Origin of the sequence: Butyrivibrio sp. AC2005 (assembly GCF_000424145.1) — a bacterium.
In the GTDB taxonomy this organism is placed as follows: domain Bacteria; phylum Bacillota; class Clostridia; order Lachnospirales; family Lachnospiraceae; genus Butyrivibrio.
In genome coordinates, this window is record NZ_KE384138.1 from 220501 (window position 1) to 242490 (window position 21990).

The window sequence follows — 21990 nt, forward strand, 5'->3', positions numbered from 1 at the left end:
GCTGAAACCATGTTAAAATGGCTCCAGCCTTTGTATATTCTATTATTTTATTTTTCAAAATGTAATTTTTCCTGCCTGAAGCACTCGATATGTCCCATATCATTAAAGAGCTCAAGTCTTGGTATGACAAGCTCCCCCTCCCGGCCGGAAAACTCAATGATCGAAACAGAGCATACTCCGTAGGGCATTGATGTCAATACAAAGGGAAACGGAAGGCTGAGAACATGGGAATACATAATCGCACCTGAGCCTCCATGCGCAAACAGCGCTATGGTATCATCGTTTTCTTCCCTGCATTCATATAGTCCGTTCTTTCTTACAAGACCAAAGTCTTTAAGAAATTCATCGAAGCCCTCAGACACTTTTTTATAGTAGTCCATACAGATATTGTCTTTGAAAAAATGATGTTCATCCCATTTGGATGATCCGACATAATCAGCTGTATCTGTGAGAACCCTGTAGGCAAGAGTCCACGGATGTCCGTCATAGGGGACTTTATCAGCGGTCTCTGAATCCTTGTCTCCCCAGTCTATCTCATGCATGAAATCGAGAATATTTACATCAAGTCCGTGACTCTTTGCGGTGTACGATGCAGTTTCCTTAGCACGCCCCATGGGTGATGAAAATATGCTTTTTATATTTTCATCCTTAAGTCTCATGGCGGCACTTATGGCCTGCTTCTTACCATTTTCGGTAAGACAATCCTTATCATAATCAGGTTCCCCATGTCTTACAAAAATAAGTCTCATTTCATCTCCTGTGTTCCACTTTAAGCACTTACATCCTCAGTAACTGCAGTCATCGGTATAGGCTCTGAAATTAATACAGGCTCCTCCGCTACCTCTTCCTGGTTAACAGTATCACTATTATTCCATGATACTACTCCGTCCTTTGAAATGAGTTCCATTCCTTCGCGGTAACATCTTATGGCAAATGATGAAGTATATTCTTTATCCTTAGCAATTGCCTTAACCTTCTTTGCGATATTTCTGACATCCTTTGCATCGCAGACTACTGCAGGATAATTACCGCTTTTTTCACAGATAAAGCCCTCTGCGAGGAGGGCATTTTTAAATTCTTCCTTTGTCACTTTTTAACTCCCGATACATATAAAAATTTAAGCGCAGCATTCAGTATTTTACAACAACTTCGCAAAAAATTCCAATGATTTTGCAGTCGTTATCAAAACACGTTTTATCATTCGTCAAAAAGCGGCGTTGAGAAATATCTCTCTGCTGTATCGGGCAGAACTGTCACTACAGTTTTACCTTTTCCTAATTTCTTAGCAAGCTTTACTGCAGCCGCTACGTTAGTGCCGCTTGAGATTCCGCACATGATTCCTTCCTCTCTTGCAAGCCTCTGTGCCATTGTTATGGCTTCATCATCCGTAATTATACATATATTACTGTAAATGGACTGATTAAGAATATCCGGAATAATTCCGTCGCCTATTCCCATCTGGAGATGGGTTCCGATATTACCACCTGCAAGTATAGCGGCATTTTCAGGCTCGGCAGCCCAAATCTCTATGTCGGGATATTGCGCCTTCAGCACTTCTCCTATTCCCGTGATTGTTCCACCTGTACCTATACCGGAACAAAAGCCGTGTATCGGTCCTTCAACCTGCTCCATTATCTCCAAGGCAGTATGGTGTTTATGAGCCATGGTGTTGTTAGGATTTTCAAACTGCTGAGGTACGAAAACATTTGGATTTTCCTCCCTCATTCTAAGTGCTGTATTAAGGCACTCCTCTATGCACGCTCCAATATCCCCATCATCATGTATGAGTACCACTTCCGCACCATAATGCTTAATTATCTTCCTGCGTTCTTCACTTACTGAATCAGGCATGATTATTACTGTTTTGTAGCCTCTTACTGCTCCTACAAGAGCAAGGCCTATGCCCTGATTTCCACTTGTTGGCTCAACTATTATTGTGTCCTTTTTTATAAGTCCCTGTTTTTCAGCAGCAAGGATCATGTTAAGCGCAGTTCTGGTCTTAATTGATCCGCCTATGTTAATACCCTCGAATTTAACCAGAATTTCAGCACCATCCTTATCTGCAATTCTGTTAAGTCTTATCATCGGTGTATGGCCTACCGCTGCCAACACATTTTCATATACCATTTCTAAAAACCTTCTCCTTAACATTAAGCAGTTCCTTCCGCAGGCCGATTACAATCTTCGTATTGCTCTCGGCCTTCTTACGGTCTTCAGTTGCCCTGTAGTAAATCTCAGTTATTTCTTTTCGTGAATAATCTCCCCAGACCATTCTTGCTCTGAACAGATAGAACAAAGCAGCATTGGAGGTTATCTCCTCAAGATCGGAAAACTGAAGGGCATGCTGCAGCAGCTGCAGCACATGATCGTGTTCTTCATTAACAAGGGCATGCAGATCCCCAAGAGTTTTGATGCCAAGCTCTTCAAGAATTGACAGGTAACCCTCAGCGCCTACAGGCATCATGGTTCCTCCGGTCAGCTGTGTCATATCACAGTATAGGTTCTGCATTGCGTTACTGTACTTCATGAAGGCATTCAGTGTAAGCATATCAAGAGACATCTGATCAGCAGTATCGTTATGGATACGCTGAAGAGTCTCTGTCTCATATTCGCCTATGGAATTCTTTATATTTTCAAAGGTATTGTCTGCTATCTCAAGAAGACCGGCTATACGTGCAAATTCTCGGCGCACATTTCGCGGTATTTCAAGCACGGTTTTATATCCAAGATCATGCTCTATCTCGGCCCATGCATGCTGGAGAATTGTCCGAAGCTGGATTTCAAAAGAGAGTTCTGTGAGTTCTTCGGGAAAGCCCATATCCTTTTTCAAACTGCATTGAATATGAAGTGAAAGATATCCAAAAGCTTCCGGCGGAAGGCTATGACGCTTATCCTCCGAGTGTTCAAGATCGCAGTCAAATATCCTTTTCACAGCTTCTGCCGCTTCATCAACCTGCGACAGGAAATAGCATATGACTCTCAGTCCAAGCAGGTCTGTCAACTCCTCTACCTTGGAATATCTGTCAGGCTTTTTCATAAACTTGGCTTCAACAGATTCCCAACTCTTTATTCTGCTCGGGAGCTGCATGATAGCAATGCCTGTTCTTGAAAATTCTTCCTTCAGAAGGTTGGTTGCTATCTTCTCTACTTCAGCATATTTAGCTGCTAATTCATCATAATTCTGTTTTTGGATTTGCAGTTTTAAATTCATATTTCGGCCTCAGTTGTTATATTTTTAAAGCGAAGCTTCACTTAAATACTTTATCAAGTCCGCCGAAATTATCAAGTTTCATATCTGAAGAAAATTTATCAATTGTAAATCTGATGATTCTGCTCTCATCTTCTCCGACCGTTATGAAATCAATATAGTTCGATAAGTCAGATGCATAAGGCGTAACTTCTGTCCCTTCGGCAACATAGAACATGCCTCCCGAGTGAGATGCATCCGCAGAATTTCTCGGATTGTATCTTCCACTCTCGCGAATAGCAACTTTTCCTCCTGTAAGCCTGAACTCCTTTGAAGCAGGCACAGGGAATCCATCATCGTCAATTTTGAAAACTCCGGTGGGATACATGAAGCATACTGTCCCGTCTATTACTTCGTTGACATACATGAGAACATAATCCGGATCCAGGGTTGTCTCAGGAATAACGGAAAGTCCGAGATCCCCATTGTCTTCAGGGATTTCAATTCCGTTTTCTGTTATCTCATAAACTATCCCGTAAAAACTCACATCCCCCGTAGGCACATTCAGGAACAGATAATTCTTATCCTTCATTGTTGTGAGATAAACCTCCGGAGCATATCCGTAAAGAGACAGCTCTTCGGTTTGTCTACCTGAAATGCCTCGCCAGGTTATATCCTCTTCTTCATCAATTTCATATTCCATTCTGAAATCCAAACCGCCTCTTAAGAAGTAGTCTGTATCATAGTCAAGTCTTGTGAATGTCTTTTCAGGATATGCGGTATAAAAATTACTGATGAGCTTCGTATTATCCTCAAAGGGCAAGGTCACGTGATAACTGCCGGGCTCATTATCTGCTACGCCTTCATTTATGAAAATATGAGTAAAGCCATTGCCCAATGCAAAACATACATCACCGTCATTTTCCGTGATTGATTTTCTGATATGTTCTTCTATGTCTTTATCAAATTTATGCCCGGGATACTTTTTCCGCAGACGCTCTTCTATCAGACCCGGAAGTCCCTGTATGTCTCTGAAAACATCAGAAAACTCCAGTTCATTTCCTGTTATGGAATCCACGTTATAGGTTCTGTAGAATGATGAAATACTACTGCTATTTACATCCCTGCGGGAGTTTTCTCTGACATAAAGAGATATAACCTCAGTATCGTTTCTTGTTACAAAGAGGTCACTGTCATAGAATAATTCTTTGTCCTTACTGCCTTTTTCAAAACTGTCCTTAGCAGCAAGAGCTTCATCCATCTCAAAGGAATTGATATTATCTATAGCTTCGTGAAGTTCATCCTCTGTCGGATATTTAAGTTCATCAACTTTTCCAAAAGCATCTGTTCTTCCCAGATGGACAAGCGGAAAGCTGATATGGCCGCGTCCTCCGCTAACCTCCACATCCTCATAATGTCCGGTAACAGATACACCGATGACATCGCTTCCCTTTGCGCATGCACTGGCAAATAGCTGCACAAATGCATCCTCCGCATCTATAGGGAGGAAATTCTCCGCATTATCACTGGCATAGATGTTTTCACCGGACTCAAACATCACGCTGAGTGTCGCGCCATACTCGTCAGGGATGCCCTTTGTTTCATTATCAAGTCCGTTATAAGAAGCAAGGTCATACCGCCTTATGATTTCAAAAAGCTCCTTCATAAAGGACTTATCTGCATCAAATCTTCTCTCATCATTGCTGTCAGAATTAAAGGCTTTATAACTTCCTTTAACTGTTTTTCCATCAAAATCAGCCCTCAGCTTCCACTGCTTATTGCCCATAGTGTGAGTATCCTCCTCATACAAGGTAGAGAAGTTGCAGTAAAATGAGGTTATTTCAGATGATTCAATTTCTTTTTGGGGAATTTTATTTTTGTTTTTTACACTGATGCCATCTTCCGGCTCTTCATCTTCAATTTCTGCGCTTAAGGGAGTTTCCTCATCAGATATTGTTTCCGTGACGAAATCTATTATATTTGTGCGCTTTGAGACCATGCTCTTTCTTACCACAGGTTTGTCAATGTGAGTAACCTGGTAAAAAAGAACAATACAGAATCCTATTAAGGCCATGATAGATAATCCCACAACCATTCCCTTTTTCATCTGCAGATCCTTTCAATAGCCACTTGTAACAGTTACATTATTTTGCCTGTTCATCAATTTACAGATAGCCGACAACATTCCTCGCTATCATACATCTACTACATATATTTTAAGAAATACCGATAAAATCCAGGCTAAATAACTATAAGGTAACTATAAAAAGATTATTAATCTTCCGGATGAAAAATTTATAAAAATTAAAGATGACTGAAAATTAGTTTCATTTTTTGTTTGCGCGACAGTTGTTTAATATTCCACTCCCTGCTCATGGCTTCTTCCTTTGTGTCAAACTCTTCATAATAAACAAGCTTCACGGGAAGTCTTGGCTTCGTGTACTTAGCGCCTTTTCCTTCATTGTGAGCCTTAATTCTTTTTTCAAGATCATTTGTCCAACCACAATAGAGCGTTCCATCTGCGCATTCAACTATGTATGTATAATTTGTCATTTTATTTCCCCAAACGTAACTTTTTAGTTTCCCCCAATCCGTTTATTATCCCCCCAAAACCACTGATATGCCAAGCAAAAATTACACTTATATCATAGACCCGTGAGGATCTTTTTGTACTTGCCATACATTTGTAATACTTCAGCCGTGTTTTCCTTTATGTAATCGAGGTCGCCCTGCTTACCTGCTTCCTCGAGCTTTCTGGCTTCCTCAGACAATTCTTTTGCCCCTATCAGCCTTGCTGAGCTCTTTAGTGCATGTACCTTTACAGTGTAATCTTCTAAATTTTCATTGAAATATAATTCCTGGATCTCATCACATTTTTTGTCTATACCATCTCTGAAAAATCGCAGTGTCTCAACGAACAGTTCTTCTGAGCCGGCATATTCTATACCTGTCTCGACATCGATAAGGCCCTCGTCCTGAAGCTTTTGCAATTTTTGCGAGTGCTCATCAACAGAAGCATTTTCTAACGTAACATCCCCTGCTGAAGTATTCTCTAATGAAGTATTCTCTGCTGTAACATTTTCCACCTGAGCATCTTCTGTCTGTTTACTGATTTTCTGAGGCTTTGTATCCTTATCAGAATCTGCGCACATAGTAACCTTGTCCTCGGGAAGGAATCGAAGAAGCATCTCCTCAAGCTGTCTTCCCTTTACCGGCTTTTCCAGATACTCATCAAAACCTGCCTTGAGATACATCTCCCTCGCACCTTCAATATTATTGGCAGTGAGGACTATGCAGACACTATAATAATTCAGGTTGTCCAAATCGCTTTTTATGCGTTTAAGAAGCTCTAAGCCATCCATTTCAGGCATGCGATAATCCAGCAGCAGAATGTCATATTTTGTGTTCTCGAGGAACTTTATCGCCTGCTTTCCGCTCTGCGCCGAATCAATCTGCATCTGGGTTGGTTCAAGAAGTCCCTTGATTACTGTTATATTAATCTCTGTATCATCACAAATCAGAATCTTTGCCTTTGGAGCAATGAAACTTGTACGATAGTTGCTTTGCTTCGATACGACGATTTTAGCAGTCTCATTGTAATTTCCTATCCTATCCCATTTTTCAACCTTTTGTCTGACTGTGAAGGAAAAAGTGCTGCCACTTCCATATACGCTTTCAATATTCAGCGTACTTTCCATAGCATCAAGAATCTGCTTGACAATGCTCATGCCAAGTCCTGTACCTTCAATGGTCCTGTTGTGAGCTTCATCAAGCCTCTCAAATGCATTAAAGAGCTTGTCTATTTCATTTTTCTTCATTCCGATACCGGTATCCTCAACCATTATTTTGAGGTCCACTGTATCTTCATCAACTTTTTCATAATCAATTTTCAGAAGGACAAAGCCCTTTGCAGTGTATTTAACACCATTGGTAAGAAGATTGATTATAACCTGCTTTAACCTTGTTTCATCACCAACAAGTTCATCGGGAATGTCCTCATCTATTTCAACTCTGTAGTCAAGATCCTTACTTTCAGCACGGCCTTTTATCATTACGTTGACATCGGTCAGAAGGCTTGAAAGATGATACGGATCATTCCTCAGTTTTAGTTTTCCTGCTTCCATCCTTGAAAAATCAAGAATGTCATTAATAAGTGCCATCAGAGAGCTTGCAGACCTGCTGATGCTGTAAGTATACTGCTTTATTTTAGGATCATCTGTTTCTCGTGAAATCATCTCACCCATTCCCATTATGGTATTGATGGGAGTTTTGATTTCATGCGACATGTTGGCAAGGAACAGGGACTTAGCCTTTGATGCGTCTGCAGCAACTTTTTCCGCTTTCTTGAGTTTTTGAATTTCGATGCAAATAATCACCAGAACCACTATGAATACTGCTACAATCAGTCCGTACTCATATATATAATCCATGCAGTCATATTTATAGAGTTTCCTGGTGGTATAATCCAGAACTATAGCCTGTTTCCTGGTTTCAGGCATTTTTGCAATTCCTTCATTAAGGCGGTCGATAATCTCATGTCCCTTGGGCGTATCAAGCGTACCTGCCCTGAAATCCATGGAAATCATGGATGCAGGCTGCATTGTCAGATTAGAATATGCAGGCCTTTGGAGGATATAACTCCACACATATGAGTTATGTAATAGCGCATCAACTTTGCCGGCCTTAAGTGCAGCAATGCTTGCCGCCATATCTTCGCTTAGAGTTATCTCTATTCCGGGGTATAACTGTTTAATAGTCTCAGCCACGCCGGCCTGAGACTTTAACATACCCACTTTAAGCTTATTTAAGTCATGTAATTCCTTATTATTAACTGTGACAAGGGTAAAGGGAGTCTGAATAAGATTTTCGGAAACAATACTGGTCTGACCTGCCGTACTGGAAATAGCACTTCCAAAGGGCATAATAAGATCATACTCTGAATTATCGAGAGCATCCTTAAGAGTTGGCTCCTGCATTTTTACAAAATTGACTTTATAGCCGGCATCCTTTGCAGCTGCAGTCATCAGATCGACGCCAATACCGACTATCTCATCCGCATCATCCATATAAAATATCGGACAACGGTCCACCGGCACACAAACGGTCAGGGTCTCCCCTGTCTGCTTGGAAGCAGCAAAAGCAGTCCCTGCAAATAAAAATAGTGCTATGATAATTGTAAGAAAAGCTGCCAATTGTTTTGCGTGTCTCATACTTTAATCCTTTTAGCACAAAAATACAGCGAATTATAATCACAATATCATCATAACACTAATAAAATAATTATGTATTTGTAAATAATTAAATTTCACTAAAATGTTAATGTTTTTTTGCATTAAGAAGCCTGTTCAGTGAATCCTCTATCACAAACTCAGGACAGGCCAGGTTAAATCTTTCAAAGCCTTTTCCCGAATCTCCGAAGATGTAGCCTTCATCCACAAATAACAGAGCTTCCTTTGTCATAAACTCCTCAAGCTGTTTTTCATCCATTCCCCAGGGTCTGAAATCACACCATAAAAGGTATGTTCCCTCAAGTGGATATACAACAATTTCCGGGAAGTGTTTTTTCATGAATTCTTCGAAATATACAGCATTTTCATGGATGACATCTATACACTCATCAAGCCACTTTTCACACTTCGTATAGGCAATCCTGCAGGCCTCCATGCCCAGAACATTGACAGAATATCTGTGATCTCTTCCGCGGGATTTATAATACAAGCGTCTGATATCACGGTTTTCTATAATGATTGCCGAGGTCTGCATCCCCGCAAGATTAAAGCTCTTACTGGGTGCAGTGCATACAGCCATGTGCATTCCGGCATCAGGCGCTATTTTGGCCATCACAGTATGCTCATACCCGGGCATTATAAGGTCATTGTGAATTTCATCATCTATTATAAATACATTGTTTTTTACGCAGATATCATAGACCTTTTTAAGCTCTGTTTTTGTCCATACATGTCCGATGGGGTTATGGGGATTACAAAAAATGATAGTCTTTGTCTTTTCATCAGACGCTGCTTTTTCCAGGTTATCATAGTCAATCTCATAGGTTCTGCCTTTGTTTATGAGATCGATTTCCACAACCTTTCTGTTGTTCTCTTCAATAGTCTGCTTAAAGGGATGATAGACAGGTGAAAGAATGATGACTCCGTCACCCTCATCAGATGTGGCCCTTACCAGATCGCTAAGCGCCGGAACTACGCCGTCCGACACTGCAATCCACTCTTTTTTAATTTCATAGTTATGGCGCTTCTTCATCCAGTCTGTGACAGCCTGAAGAAACCCTTCGGTGGGAGCGGTATATCCAAGGACGCTGTTTTTCATATACTCATATACCCCTTCTGCTATTTCCGGGGCGTTTTTGAACTCCATGTCTGCTACGGATAAGGGTATTATTCCCTCCGGAACCTGAGGATTCATTTTCAGCATATCCATGTATTTATATGAGCTTGTATTACGTCTGTCAGGACATGTAGTAAAATCGTACATTTTTAAAATCTCCATTTTTTAGTCATTTTATTATCTGCATATCATTTACTGGTGGTTTATCATAGATGCCAGATATCCCGCACCAAATCCATTATCTATGTTCACCACGCTGACTCCGCTTGCACAGGAATTGAGCATTGACAGAAGTGCCGATATTCCCCCGAAGGATGCGCCATAGCCGACGCTTGTCGGAACAGCAATTACGGGACAGTCTGCCAGGCCTCCGATCACACTTGCAAGAGCCCCCTCCATTCCGGCAATCGCGATAATTACTTTTGCTGACATTATTTCATCCATATGTGCAAACAGCCTGTGAATTCCGGCAACACCCACATCATAAAGCCTTACAACTTCGTTACCGTAAACCTCTGCCGTTTTCGCAGCCTCCTCAGCAACAGGAATATCACTTGTTCCGCCTGTGGCAATCACAATTTTTCCCTTGCCGTCCTTTTCAGGTAAAGGCCCTGCGATGCCTATATGGCTGTAATCGTCGTAGGTAAAATCATCTATATTCTGCTGCAACAGTTGTGCTGCCTCTTCCTTCATTCTTGTTATAAGCACTGTTTTCTGGCCGTGACTTCTGAGCTTATTTGTAATCTCAAGCACCTGCTCAGGTGTTTTTCCTGCTCCGTATATAACCTCGGCTGCCCCCTGTCTTAAACCTCTGTGAAAATCGGGCTTTGCAAATCCCATGTCCTCGTAAGGAGCTTCCTTTATCTTTAATAAAGCGTCGTCTACTGAGGTTGTTCCGTCAGCCACCTGCTGAAGGAGTTTTTGCATTTCTTTTTTATCCATAGCCTAGTCTCCATGTTGTTGTGGTTATTGTTTATTTTCCTTGTCATCCGACAAATCTTTTGCGTCTCCCATTTTTCTCATTAGCTTCTTTTTGGTGTAAAAGAAGGCCGGAAACAGAAATACATCCGCTAATATCCATGCCAGCGGGCTTGCAAGACAGATTCCGGTATATCCGATGAAGGGAACAAGGATCAGCGATGCTGCGGCTCTTGCAATCATCTCGCATACTCCGGCAAGAATAGCAAGCATGCTGTATCCCATACCCTGGATTAAAAATCTTACTACGTTAACAAATACAAGCGGTATGTAGAACAGGCTGTTCCAGATAAGATAGGTGTGCGCAAAATCCAGCACAGCACTCTCTCCGGAATTTACAAATAACATTGCAAAGCTTCTTCCAAAGAAATACAAGACTCCAAAGGCTGTGACTGCATACACGCATCCGACAAGTCCGGCCGCTCTTAGGCCTTTGCCAAGTCTGTCGAGCTTTCCTGCCCCAACGTTCTGGCCACCATAGGTAGACATGGTAGACCCAAGTGCATCAAAAGGACAACAGAAAAACATTCCGACTTTTCCTGCGGTGGTAACGGCTGCTACGATATCAGCACCCTGTCCGTTTACCGCAACCTGCAACAGCACACTTCCTATGGCGGTTATGGAATACTGAAGTCCCATGGGAATTCCCATATTGAACAGCTTAAAAACATGATGTCTCTCAAGCGTCATATCGCGCTTCGATACATGTAAAATGTCCACACTTTTTATAATAAAAATGAGGCACAGAATTCCTGACACCAGCTGGGACAGAACAGTTGCAAGTGCTGCTCCCGTAACACCGAGTCCAAACACAATTATGAAAAGAAGGTCGAGTCCGATGTTGATAAACGATGCAATAATAAGGAACATAACCGGGTGCTTACTGTCGCCGACCGCCCTAAGAACTCCCGATAGCAGATTGTACATATATATGACCGGGATGCCCATAAAAATCACAAAGATGTAGCCATAGGCATGATCCATTACCTCCGCGGGAGTGTTCATCATTATCAGTATTTTCCTGCAGAACACGGTTGATAAAAAGGTCATTACCGCAGCAAGGATCACACATAGAACGATGGCATTTCCAAAATATCTTTTTAATCCGTTAAAGTCCTTTGCCCCAAAGGTCTGGGCTATGGGAATTGAAAAGCCTCCGGATACGCCCATGCAGAAGCCTACTATCATGAAGTTGATGGAGCCTGTGCTGCCGACACCCGCAAGGGCATACTTGCCCAGGAACTTACCAACAATCATGGTATCCACCACGTTATAAAATTGCTGAAAAAGCATACCCATGAGCATTGGTACGGCAAAGCCGAGAATAAGCTTCATGGGTGAGCCGTTTGTCAGGTCTTTTGTTGCTGATTTTTGCATTTAAAGCACCTCATTCATGCTTCCGGTACGATAACCCTGCAGGTCAAGCGACACATAGGAAAAACCAAGTCCTTTTATCTCTGTTGCTATTTTTTCTCTGATATCTGTCTGAAGAATCTTATCGAACTCACCCTGCAGTATTTCAATCCGCGCCATATCACCGTGGACGCGGCATCTTGCCTGTGAAAAGCCAAGGCTAAACAACAGTTCCTCGGCAGCCCCTGCCATTCTTATCTTCTCTTCCGTGATCTCTTCGCCGTAGACAAAACGGGTTGCAAGGCAGGCAAAAGATGGCTTCGACCAGGTTGGAAGTCCAAGTCTGTGAGACAGTTCTCTTATTTCAGACTTGGTTAACCCTGCGCTCTTAAGGGGACTCTTTACCTTGAGCTCCTCTATTGCTCTCATTCCAGGGCGATAGTCTGTCACATCGTCTGCATTTGAGCCCTCTGCCACCGCATCTATTCCACGCTTTTTTGCTTCCGCGATTATGGTTTCGAAAATAACCTTTTTGCAGAGGTAGCATCTGTCGGGAGGATTGTTTTTAAATCCCTCGATGCTCATCTGATCAACATCCACCACTATCTGCTCTATGTTATTTTCCTTACAGAAATCCTCAGACTCCTTGTGTTCCCGTTCAGGAAAAGAGACAGATCTTGCGGTTATGGCTATCACATTTTCACCAAGTACATCTCTCGCAGCCTTCAGCAAAAATGTAGAGTCCACACCACCGGAAAAAGCTACTGCAAGACTTCCGCACTCTCTTATATTATTCTGCAGTTCCAGGTATTTTTCATCCAGATTCTTCACAGCCATCTCCTTACAAAATTCAAATTGCGGAAAAGCCATCAAATACAAAAACTGTATTGATGGCTCCTCTTTATTATAATCTTATTTTTTATATTAGTCTTCTCTCTTTTTTCCCCAGAAGAAAAGTGCTACCGTTCCGGGGCCGGTATGGCTTCCGATTGTTGTACCTATATCGTAAACTTCAATTCTACCCTTCATGGCAGGAATAATCTGCTCAATCTCTTTTATCAGCGCCTCGGCATCATCTCTGCAGGCAGACTGTGAAATATAGCATTTCCCATCGTAAGCTGCTCCGCCATTTGCATTCTCAAGCATTCTCTTAGCAGTAGCCCGTATTACAGCAGATTTGCCACGATGCTTGGTTCTGGCTGTGAGCTTGCCATTCACATCAACATTAAGCAGCGGACATATTTTCAGAGCACCGCCAAACCATCCTGCTGCCTTGGACACTCTTCCACCTCTCACAAGATAGGTGAGGTCAGTCGTGAAAAACCAGTGATTGACTTCCAGTCTGTGCTCCAAAATCCAGCTTTTAAGCTCATCTATCGAAAGGCCCTCGTCCCTCTTATCAGCAATAGTATCCATCAAAAGACCATAACCTGAAGAGGCTGCCATGGAATCTATTATATAGAGCTTCCTATCGGGGTACTTTTCCCTAAGCTCGTCTGCCGCAATGTTAGCAGAATTGATAGTTCCGGATATTCCGGAGCTGAGAGTCAGGTGAATGACATCCTTCCCTGCCTCAAGGAATGGCGTAAAGTGTGCAATGTACTCGTCCACATTTATCTGTGAGGTCTTGGTCATCGCACCATTTTCCATCGCTTTGTAAAAATCGTTTATCGGATACTCACCGTTATCACAGTAGCTAATTCCGTCTACCTGAAAATGGAAATATGCTAACTCCAGGTTTCTCTTTTTATAGTGTTCTGGGTTTAAATCTGCCGTAGAACAGCAGCTAATTACATAATCTGACATGTTACTTCTCCTTACATCAACATAGAAACTAACACATCAGGCGCTCAATATCAAGTCAGTTTTTTCAATGTGCAGTGAGTACATCATCCATAGAATCAAGAGAAGTACCGTAAGCCATTTCTACATTACCCTTAGCATTGAACCTGAGCTGATGATATGCATCGAAGGTACCATACTTTGTATGGAAAGTAATGGAATCCTCTGTGTAATCGATAACATCAAGATCCGATAATGTATCTCCACCTGTAACCCACACTGTCCAGGTACTTCCTTCAGGGGCATAATCACATGTTGCAGAGCTCTCAACACCTATAACGGCACCTCTGTCTATATCAAAAATCCACTGACCTTCAAACTTTTCAAATACCTTATCCAGAGTCAGTTCATCAGATTCAAAGCTCTTTTCGACCTCCGCAGGGATGGTGAATTCTTCACCCTTTGCCTTAGCCAGGATTTCTGCCAGTTCGTAGCATCTCTGCCTCGTGAGTGCATCAGCAATTCCATACTCTAACTGCGGTTGCATGGAACCTCCTTCTGCCTCCATTCCTGCTTCTTTAATCTTTTCTTCCTTATACTTTATCCATTTTCTCTGGTCTGCAAGAAGCTTCTCCTTCTCCTCAGGAGTTACAGATTCTACTATTCTGCTCCATAGCGAGTTAAGTTCACTGTCCCACTTATTGAACATTTCTTCCGTTGCAGTATTCATTTCATGCTGATTCATAGCGCCCCAATCCAGATTTACATAGTCCTGATACTGCGCTTCCATATCAGCCATTTCTCTTTGAATTGAACCTGCAGGAGCTTTTACTAAAGGTTCAGTTTCTTTTTCAGAAGCACTGCTGTTTCCACCCTTCAGAGTAATCTCTTTATAGGTAAGGTTTTTACCGGACATTATCTCCTTAGTTGCACCAATAGAGGTAAGCTTATCACTTTTTATCTTTTCATATTCATCCATGGAGACAATGTTATATTCCTTAAAACAGTCCATGACCTTCTTATAAGCACTATCCGTATAAAGATCAGTCACTTCTTTTGGTTCATAGCTTTCGGAATCATAGACTTCATAAGTGTAGTACTGAAAAGCAGGACTATCTTCGCTGTACTCATTAAGCCTCAATGAATACGTCATTATGCTTCCATCCAGCTTAGAAAGATCATAGTCGTCGTGATCCTTAAAGTGGGCAAACATATCAAAATCGTATTCCTGTTCCTCATAATAACCGAACAGGTACTGTCCATCTGCATTTACGCATGCTGTATCCCAGCAATGATTAGAGGCTCCGTTACTTCCATCACCTGATATAAATCCGTACTCGTTAATTTCTGTCCAGCTTCTCGACCAGGTTACATAAGCATAAACTACCTGAAGCTGACCCTCGATCTCCTTGACAATAAGTGTCAGGTCACTTTCAGGCTCAATGAATGGACCTGTCATCTGAATTGACATTTCCGGAATACCGTCATTACCACAGTCCAGATAGGAATACCTCACGGAACTAACCTCTCCCTCTGCGTAATAGCCATCCTCTGAGTTAAAAATCTCATTAAATTCATCCTTTAATTCAGCAAGAGTAAACTCCCTGTCGGCAGGCACCTTAACAAGAATTCCATCAATGTATGAGAGAAAATCGGATTCCTTAAATACATTTTTTCTATAATAGGAAAAGCTAAGGCTTCCCTGCCCTGAAATGAGTTCTTCAAACTGCTTTGAGGCGTCTTCTGATGAAGCGGATGTATCCAGAGCTTTTGCTACATTTTCCGTTTTTTCTGTAGCACCCTCCTCTGCAGCAGCAAGTGTATCACCATCCTTTTCTGCAGCACTTGTATCTCCAGCCTCTGCTACATCACTTGGAGTCTCTGCACTATCCGTAGCCTCTTTATCTGCATTATCAGCTGTAACAGTTACTTCCTCCGATGTTACAACTGCCTTCTGCTTTTCCACAGCAGATTCAGCACTCTGCACTGCGTCCTTAAAAGCCTTTGCGGAGCTACAGCCTGTCATAACCGTGCATAATCCCAATGCTAATATGAGTAATGATCTTCTTTTCACTTCTCTTCACCCCCTGATTTCTTCATTGTTCCTATATCATTGTAACAATTTTACGTGTTCCCTTTTCCATCAAAAAAATTATACATGATTTTATATAACATGTCATAAAAAGGATTTTTCTTGCAACCCTCTCGCGCCGAGCGCGGTTACTCTCGCACATTATTTCGTTTGCGCAAGTGCGCATCCTAATCACCCCCACACCTCAGTCAATATTGCATATATCTTTCGTATTGACTTATCCGATATTTAAATGGTACACCAACAAATCCATTATTGCATATTTAGACTGACACGTCTTAGCTTGCGGGAATTATTCCTCCTACATGAGTTAAGTCTACCCGCGAACAATTTTGGATTTAGACGTAATCGAAAAATAGCCGTTATTCCAACATTTGAATTCTGCTACCTATTGACTTAAATATTCAAAGTAGGAAAAATCTTTATTCTAAGCATTTTACGTCTATTCATAATGATATTATCTCATTGGTATAATGCTCAAATTTTACGGTAGACCATAATCTATTTTTGGGGTTCCATTGACTGAATTTCCCCGGCTTGCGGCGAAGCGCTCCCTTAATGAATTACGTCTATTCGCGAACAAATCAGCACGCAGGAATAACCATCATTTTGGGAGTAAGTCAATTATCTCTCAAAACTTTTTGATGACGTAACAACTTATTTAACAAGTATAGCTCCCTATAAATAAAAAATAAGAGCCTTGCAATAAGCAAAGCTCCTAAAATAATTTCAGTCAAAAAAGACACTCATGGGATTCAATTTTAATAATTAGAGTTTCGAAGCAGGATATTTCTCCAGCATATCGACACTCAGATTTCTACAAATGCTCATGCCAGGTGCCTATAATAATTTTTTTATGCAAATTTGTAGAATCATTCCTTGCTATAATGTAATTAAAAGTATCCTTAAACTTTCTTCAATTATTGTATGTAAAATAATTTACAAAGCACATCTTACTTTTCTTTAACTAATCTTTTATACTTTCTAAGGAATATAAGTCACTGATTGCAATAACAGCCTTTTCAGCACTTATCTCAAAAGTTCCTTTATCAGTTTCCCATTCACTACCGGCTTATCCGTCAGCCACCGCGGGATAGCCATCGAAATCGCAACATGCATCCGGGCCTTGCCACGCTTATTCTTATCCGTTCTGGTTATGAGAGCACTGACTTCTATCTCCGGATCCTCAAGCAGAGGCAGCACCACATAATAGAGAGCATCTTCATCAAAGGAAACTCTTCCAAGAATCCTTCCTGAAACCATCTCCTCTGCCACAGCCCTGTCTTCCCTTAAAAAGATGTTAAGCGGTGTATCTATACTGACCGTTCCCTGTCTGCTCTTAGCGGTATCATCGCTTATAAATCCGCCAAACTGATATATTTCCTTATCCCCATCATCTCGAAGCTTATTGCCAATTTTTCTCGCCGCATCCGCCGGAAGCACATATTCCTGCATCATCAGATGAAAGATATTTTTCACCCTTTCCGGATCTGGCATGGCCTGATAATCTGACATAACTTCTTTGCATGATTCCAGAACGCTTTTTGAAAACAGCGCAAACTCCTCCATATCCGGATCCCATATAAATCTGCCCCTTGCCATCTTAGATAGCGGCAGCGCCTCATCATATATCCTGAACTGTACATACACATTTCGCTCAGAAAATGCCTCGCTATTTTCAAAAGCGCCCCAGGAAAACTCATATTTTTCAATATGGTTTTCGCCTTCTGATTCCCTGACCTTCCTATAAGCCTCTATGACCTGCCTTATCTTTTCATCATCCCGAGAATCCCTCTCTTTACCCGGAGCTGAATCCGGGTGATATAGAAAAAGCAGCCTTTTGTATTTTGCCTTTATCTCCCTGTCATCATCAGACTTTGATGCTCCAAGGATTTTGTATGCTTCTTTCAGAGTCATATCTATCCTTCTGTCAAACACTCACAATTACTAATTCATCTCATCTTTGATTATATCTCCATCTGAATGCTGCCTCCATATGCGAACACTGTTTTTAGTAAAAATAAGGGGCTGTGAAAAAATGAGAAATCATTTTTTCACAGCCCCACTCATATTTTTATGACAAAAACTATTAGTCCATAAGGGCCATACGATCAGGATCGTTTGCGAAAACTTCCTTAGCGTTGTCCTTTGTAACAACTGTAGGATCAAGCTCGTAGATCGGAACTTCCTTCTTGCCGTTGTCTGCTGTTACATCTGTAGCGGGCATTCCCTTACCATCTCTAAGGTCGTTGATGATCTCGATTGACTTAGCAACAAGATCCTGTGTAGGCTTAGCAATTGTGCAGTACTGCTTGCCCTGCCATACCCATTCAACTGACTCATTCTCTGCATCAAGACCTGTAACTACAGGATTAGGCTGACCTGCATCCTCACAAGCTGTTACGATTGCTCTTGCGATACCATCGTTAGGAGAAAGAACACCGTCGATCTCTTTATCGGAGTAGTTACCTGCAAGAAGTGAATCCATACGCTTCTGAGCTTTAGCATTGTCCCAGTCCTCTGTAGCACACTGTGTGAACTCTGTCTGACCGGATACTACAACGATGTTACCTGCATCAATTTCAGGCTGAAGAACTGACATAGCACCTTTGAAGAAGTTAGGAGCATTAGGATCCGCAGGGCCGCCACCGAAAAGCTCGATGTTGTAAGGGCCTTCGCCTTTTTCTTTCTTAAGACCGTCAAGGAGTGCCTGTCCCTGTAATTCACCGGTACGAACACTACCGAACTGAACTACGCCGTCAACTGCTTCTGTGTTCTCGATGAGGCGGTCATAACCGATTACATAAACACCGGCATCCTTAGCCTGCTCAAGTACGCTACCAAGCTGTGTTCCATCGATAGGACCTACAACGATAACCTTAGCACCGTTCTCGATCATTGACTCGATCTGCTGTTGCTGCTGAGGAACCTTCTGGTCAGCTGCCTGAACTAAAGGCTTATATCCTGCTTTTTCAAGCTCTTCTTTGAACATTGTCTCAGCTTCTTTCCAGTTCTGAGTTCCAAGCCAGGGAAGTGAAACGCCGATGGTAGCACCTTCCTCAAAGCCCTCTGTAGCTGCAGGAGTTGCCTCTGCCTCTGAATCTGAAGCAGTCTCTTCTGAAGATTCTGTAGCTTCTGTTGTATCAGCTGCTTCCTCAGTTGACTCAGCTTCAGTAGCTGTTTCTGTTGTAGCTTCTGATTTCTTTTCATCAGATGAACTTGATGAACCCTCGCGAGCTGAACTACATGCTGTAAGTGTAGTTGCTGTAAGAACTACAGACAGCATCATTGCCATAATCTTTTTCTTTTGCATAACTTTCCTCCTTGGTAAATATAACCTTTTTTCTATTTAAGGCCGGCAGGCAGCGCTACCTGCCGGATACGCCTTACAAATTTACAGATTCCTGTTTATCCTCAAAAAAGGAAATCTATCAGTTCTTTGCTGTTTCCTTTGAAGGGAATAGTCTTCCTATAATAGAAGCTTTTCCTACCTTCTTGTTGTAAACATCAAATGCTACAGCAAGAAGAAGAACGAGACCTTTGATAACCTGTGTCTTATCAGCACCTACACCCATGAGCATAAGTCCGTTGTTAAGAACTGCCATAACCATACCACCGACCATGGTTGCAATGATGGTTCCAACACCACCTGAAACAGCTGCACCGCCGATGAATACTGATGCAATAGCGTCCATCTCCCACTGGTTACCATCAGCAGGACCTGCTGCTGTAGATCTTCCTACGAAAAGAATTCCGGCAACTGCCGCAAGCATGGACATATTCATCATTGTAAGGAAATATGTGCGGCTTACATTTACACCTGAAAGAGCTGCTGCACTCTTATTTCCACCTACTGCATAGATGTGGCGACCAAATCTGGTTTTCTGTGTAATAATGTGATAAACGATAACAAGAATAAGGAGAATCAGTCCCGGTATCGGGAAGGAAGTTCCCTCTCTTCCTGTTCCATAGAGCCAGGTAAAGTAAGCTATTACCAGAGAAATCAGAACTATTCTTGCTACTACAACCCATAAAGGCTGCTTTGCACCGGCGATCTGTCCGGAATTTTTGTACTTTCTGGCTTCAACGATTATAAGAGCGATAATACCGATTATTCCCAAAACAAGAGTTGAGTTATTCATTCCTGTGAATTTAGGTCCCCACTCAGGCATGTAGCCTGCTCCGAAAAATCTGAGTTCTTCAGGTGCAGGAACTGAGATGGACTGAGATATCCAGATAACTGCGCCTCTGAACATCATCATACTTCCCAGTGTTGTGATGAATCCCGGAATACCGAGCTTTGCAAGGAAAAATCCGTTCCAGGCACCTACAAGTGCTCCGATTGCAAGTGCGATAAGCACTGCCAGATACCAAGGGAGATTTAATTCACTTGCTACCTTAGCCATTACCATTCCTGAGAAACCGGCAACACTACCAACTGACAGATCAATCTGACCTATTACGATAACCATCAGCATGCCAAGCGCCAGAATAAGGACGTAAGCATTACCTGATAAAAGATTCTGGAAATTGGAAGAAGTGAGCATTCTTCCATCAGATATAACATTGAATACAACAATCAGCACAGCCAGTGCCAGAACCATGGTGTACTGACGAAGGTCTTCCCCTAAAACCTGCTTAATATATTTCATGACTTTAAACCTCTTCCCTATTTGTTGTTAAGCGGATGTAACTGTCATTCGCTTCATTAGTGCTTCCTGATCAGCTTCCTCAGCTCTCAGTTCCCCTGTGATAGCTCCTTCAAAAATTGTATATATTCTGTCTGCTACCCCTAATAGCTCAGGAAGTTCTGAAGAAACCATTATGACTGCCTTCCCCTGATCGGCAAGTTCATGTATCAGCTTGTAAATCTCATATTTTGCACCTACGTCAATACCTCTTGTAGGCTCATCAAGTATCAGCACATCCGGCTCTGTAAACATCCATTTTGATAAAACTACCTTCTGCTGATTACCACCTGATAAAGTGCTTACTCCAACTCCTACGTCCTTGCATTTGATTCGAAGCGCCTTTCTGTACTCCTCAGATGCCTTAAGCTCTTTTGTCGAATCCAGAAGTCCGTTTGTCAGAATCTTGTCCATGTTGGCTGAAACTATGGTTTTTCTGATGCTGTCCAAAAGGTTAAGTCCCAGATTCTTACGATCCTCAGGCACATAAGCTATTCCATGCTTTATGGCCGCCTGAACGGTTTTCAGCTTTACCTTCTTTCCCTTTATTTTGATTGTTCCTGATTTATAGATTCCGTAGTTTTGCCCGAAAATTGAACGCATGAGCTCTGTTCTTCCTGCTCCCATGAGTCCCGCAAATCCTACTACTTCACCTGCGCGTACATAAAATGAAGAGTTTTTGCAGACCATCCTGCCCTTGACTGCAGGATCCTCAATATTCCAGTTTGATACTTCGAAAATGACCTCTCCCGGATTGGACTTATGCTCCGGATATCTGTTTTCAATCGAACGACCTACCATCGACCTGATGATCTTGTTCTCATCCACCTGTCCGGCTACTACTTCATAGCTTTCAACAGTCTGTCCGTCACGGATAACCGTAACAGCATCAGATATTGCAGCAATCTCATTAAGTTTGTGAGATATCATGATACAGGTGATGCCCTTCTCCTTAAGACCTCTCATGAGTTCAAGAAGATTGGCCGAATCATCCTCATTAAGAGCTGATGTAGGCTCATCAAGTATGAGAAGCTTAACATTTTTGGAAAGTGCCTTCGCTATCTCAACAAGCTGCTGCTGTCCTACACCCAGGTTCTTAATAAGCGTATCAGGACTGATATTCAGCCCTACCTTGTCAAGAAGCTCCACTGTCCTTCTTCGCTGCTCTGTCCAATCGATAAGTCCGCCATTTGTCAGCTCATTTCCCATGAAAATATTCTCTGTGATTGACAATTCCGGAATCATCGTAAGTTCCTGATGAATAATTGCAATTCCTGTCTGCTCGGATTCCTTGATATTACGGAATTTCATCTCCCGCCCGTCAAAGATGATCTGACCACTATACGTCCCATAAGGATATACACCGGACAATACCTTCATCAGCGTGGATTTACCGGCACCATTTTCACCACATATCGAGTGAATTGAGTCTCTTTTGACTTCGAGTGTTACATCTGAAAGTGCCTTAACCCCGGGAAACACCTTTGTAATTCCTCGCATTTCAAGAATTAAAGGATTTTCTTTCATTGCCGCCTTTAACCTCCCCTTATATTGCTAAAATATCA

Annotated in this window: 17 protein-coding genes; all 17 read right to left on the reverse strand. The window is 42.0% G+C overall.

The features are described from left to right. Positions 1–47 precede the first annotated feature (47 nt). The 17 genes from G602_RS0121045 to G602_RS0121130 all read right to left on the reverse strand — a co-directional run bounded on the left by G602_RS0121045 (position 48) and on the right by G602_RS0121130 (position 21952). On the reverse strand, positions 48–749 hold the full coding sequence (locus G602_RS0121045; protein ID WP_026660798.1) for a histidine phosphatase family protein: 702 nt from the start codon (positions 747–749) through the stop codon (positions 48–50). 20 nt (positions 750–769) lie between these two features. Continuing rightward, a complete protein-coding gene (locus G602_RS0121050; protein WP_026660799.1) occupies positions 770–1090 on the reverse strand; it encodes a THUMP domain-containing protein in 321 nt (106 codons plus the stop codon). Between the two features lie 107 nt (positions 1091–1197). Further along, positions 1198–2127, reverse strand: coding sequence for a cysteine synthase A (gene cysK, locus G602_RS0121055; protein WP_026660800.1), 930 nt, complete (start codon positions 2125–2127; stop codon positions 1198–1200). Next, positions 2117–3211 carry a GTP pyrophosphokinase gene (locus G602_RS29430; RefSeq protein ID WP_049945383.1) on the reverse strand — a complete coding sequence of 365 codons (1095 nt, stop codon included), beginning with the start codon at positions 3209–3211 and terminating at the stop codon, positions 2117–2119. The genes cysK and G602_RS29430 overlap by 11 nt, the downstream gene beginning before the upstream one ends. 37 nt (positions 3212–3248) lie before the next feature. Then, the gene (locus G602_RS0121065) at positions 3249–5294 is read right to left on the reverse strand and encodes a hypothetical protein (protein ID WP_026660801.1); all 2046 of its coding nucleotides are present in this window, start codon (positions 5292–5294) and stop codon (positions 3249–3251) included. 197 nt (positions 5295–5491) lie between these two features. Beyond that, positions 5492–5740, reverse strand: a complete 249-nt coding sequence (locus tag G602_RS0121070) for a GIY-YIG nuclease family protein (protein ID WP_026660802.1) — start codon at positions 5738–5740, stop codon at positions 5492–5494. 92 nt (positions 5741–5832) lie between these two features. Next, positions 5833–8397, reverse strand: a complete 2565-nt coding sequence (locus G602_RS27840; protein ID WP_049945384.1) for an ATP-binding protein — start codon at positions 8395–8397, stop codon at positions 5833–5835. A gap of 106 nt (positions 8398–8503) precedes the next feature. Then, positions 8504–9679, reverse strand: coding sequence for a MalY/PatB family protein (locus G602_RS0121080; RefSeq protein ID WP_044933062.1), 1176 nt, complete (start codon positions 9677–9679; stop codon positions 8504–8506). Between the two features lie 45 nt (positions 9680–9724). Continuing rightward, entirely contained in the window at positions 9725–10474 is a 750-nt protein-coding gene (larB, locus tag G602_RS0121085; protein WP_026660805.1) for a nickel pincer cofactor biosynthesis protein LarB, read from the reverse strand. Positions 10475–10498: 24 nt separating this feature from the next. After that, positions 10499–11887, reverse strand: coding sequence for an MATE family efflux transporter (locus G602_RS0121090; RefSeq protein WP_026660806.1), 1389 nt, complete (start codon positions 11885–11887; stop codon positions 10499–10501). Beyond that, positions 11888–12700, reverse strand: a complete 813-nt coding sequence (gene larE / locus G602_RS0121095; protein ID WP_196808741.1) for an ATP-dependent sacrificial sulfur transferase LarE — start codon at positions 12698–12700, stop codon at positions 11888–11890. Positions 12701–12787: 87 nt separating this feature from the next. Further along, positions 12788–13669: a DegV family protein gene (locus G602_RS0121100; protein WP_026660808.1), complete on the reverse strand. Its 882-nt coding sequence runs from the start codon at positions 13667–13669 to the stop codon at positions 12788–12790. Between the two features lie 64 nt (positions 13670–13733). Continuing rightward, entirely contained in the window at positions 13734–15719 is a 1986-nt protein-coding gene (locus tag G602_RS29435; RefSeq protein ID WP_049945385.1) for a lysozyme inhibitor LprI family protein, read from the reverse strand. A gap of 1047 nt (positions 15720–16766) precedes the next feature. Further along, a complete protein-coding gene (locus tag G602_RS0121115) occupies positions 16767–17654 on the reverse strand; it encodes a J domain-containing protein (protein WP_026660809.1) in 888 nt (295 codons plus the stop codon). Positions 17655–17826: 172 nt separating this feature from the next. Further along, on the reverse strand, positions 17827–19050 hold the full coding sequence (locus G602_RS0121120) for a substrate-binding domain-containing protein (protein WP_026660810.1): 1224 nt from the start codon (positions 19048–19050) through the stop codon (positions 17827–17829). A gap of 118 nt (positions 19051–19168) precedes the next feature. Next, positions 19169–20389: a sugar ABC transporter permease gene (locus G602_RS27850; protein ID WP_044933065.1), complete on the reverse strand. Its 1221-nt coding sequence runs from the start codon at positions 20387–20389 to the stop codon at positions 19169–19171. A gap of 27 nt (positions 20390–20416) precedes the next feature. Further along, positions 20417–21952 (reverse strand): sugar ABC transporter ATP-binding protein, encoded by a 1536-nt coding sequence (locus tag G602_RS0121130; protein ID WP_026660812.1) that lies wholly within the window; start codon positions 21950–21952, stop codon positions 20417–20419. Between the last annotated feature and the right edge of the window lie 38 nt (positions 21953–21990).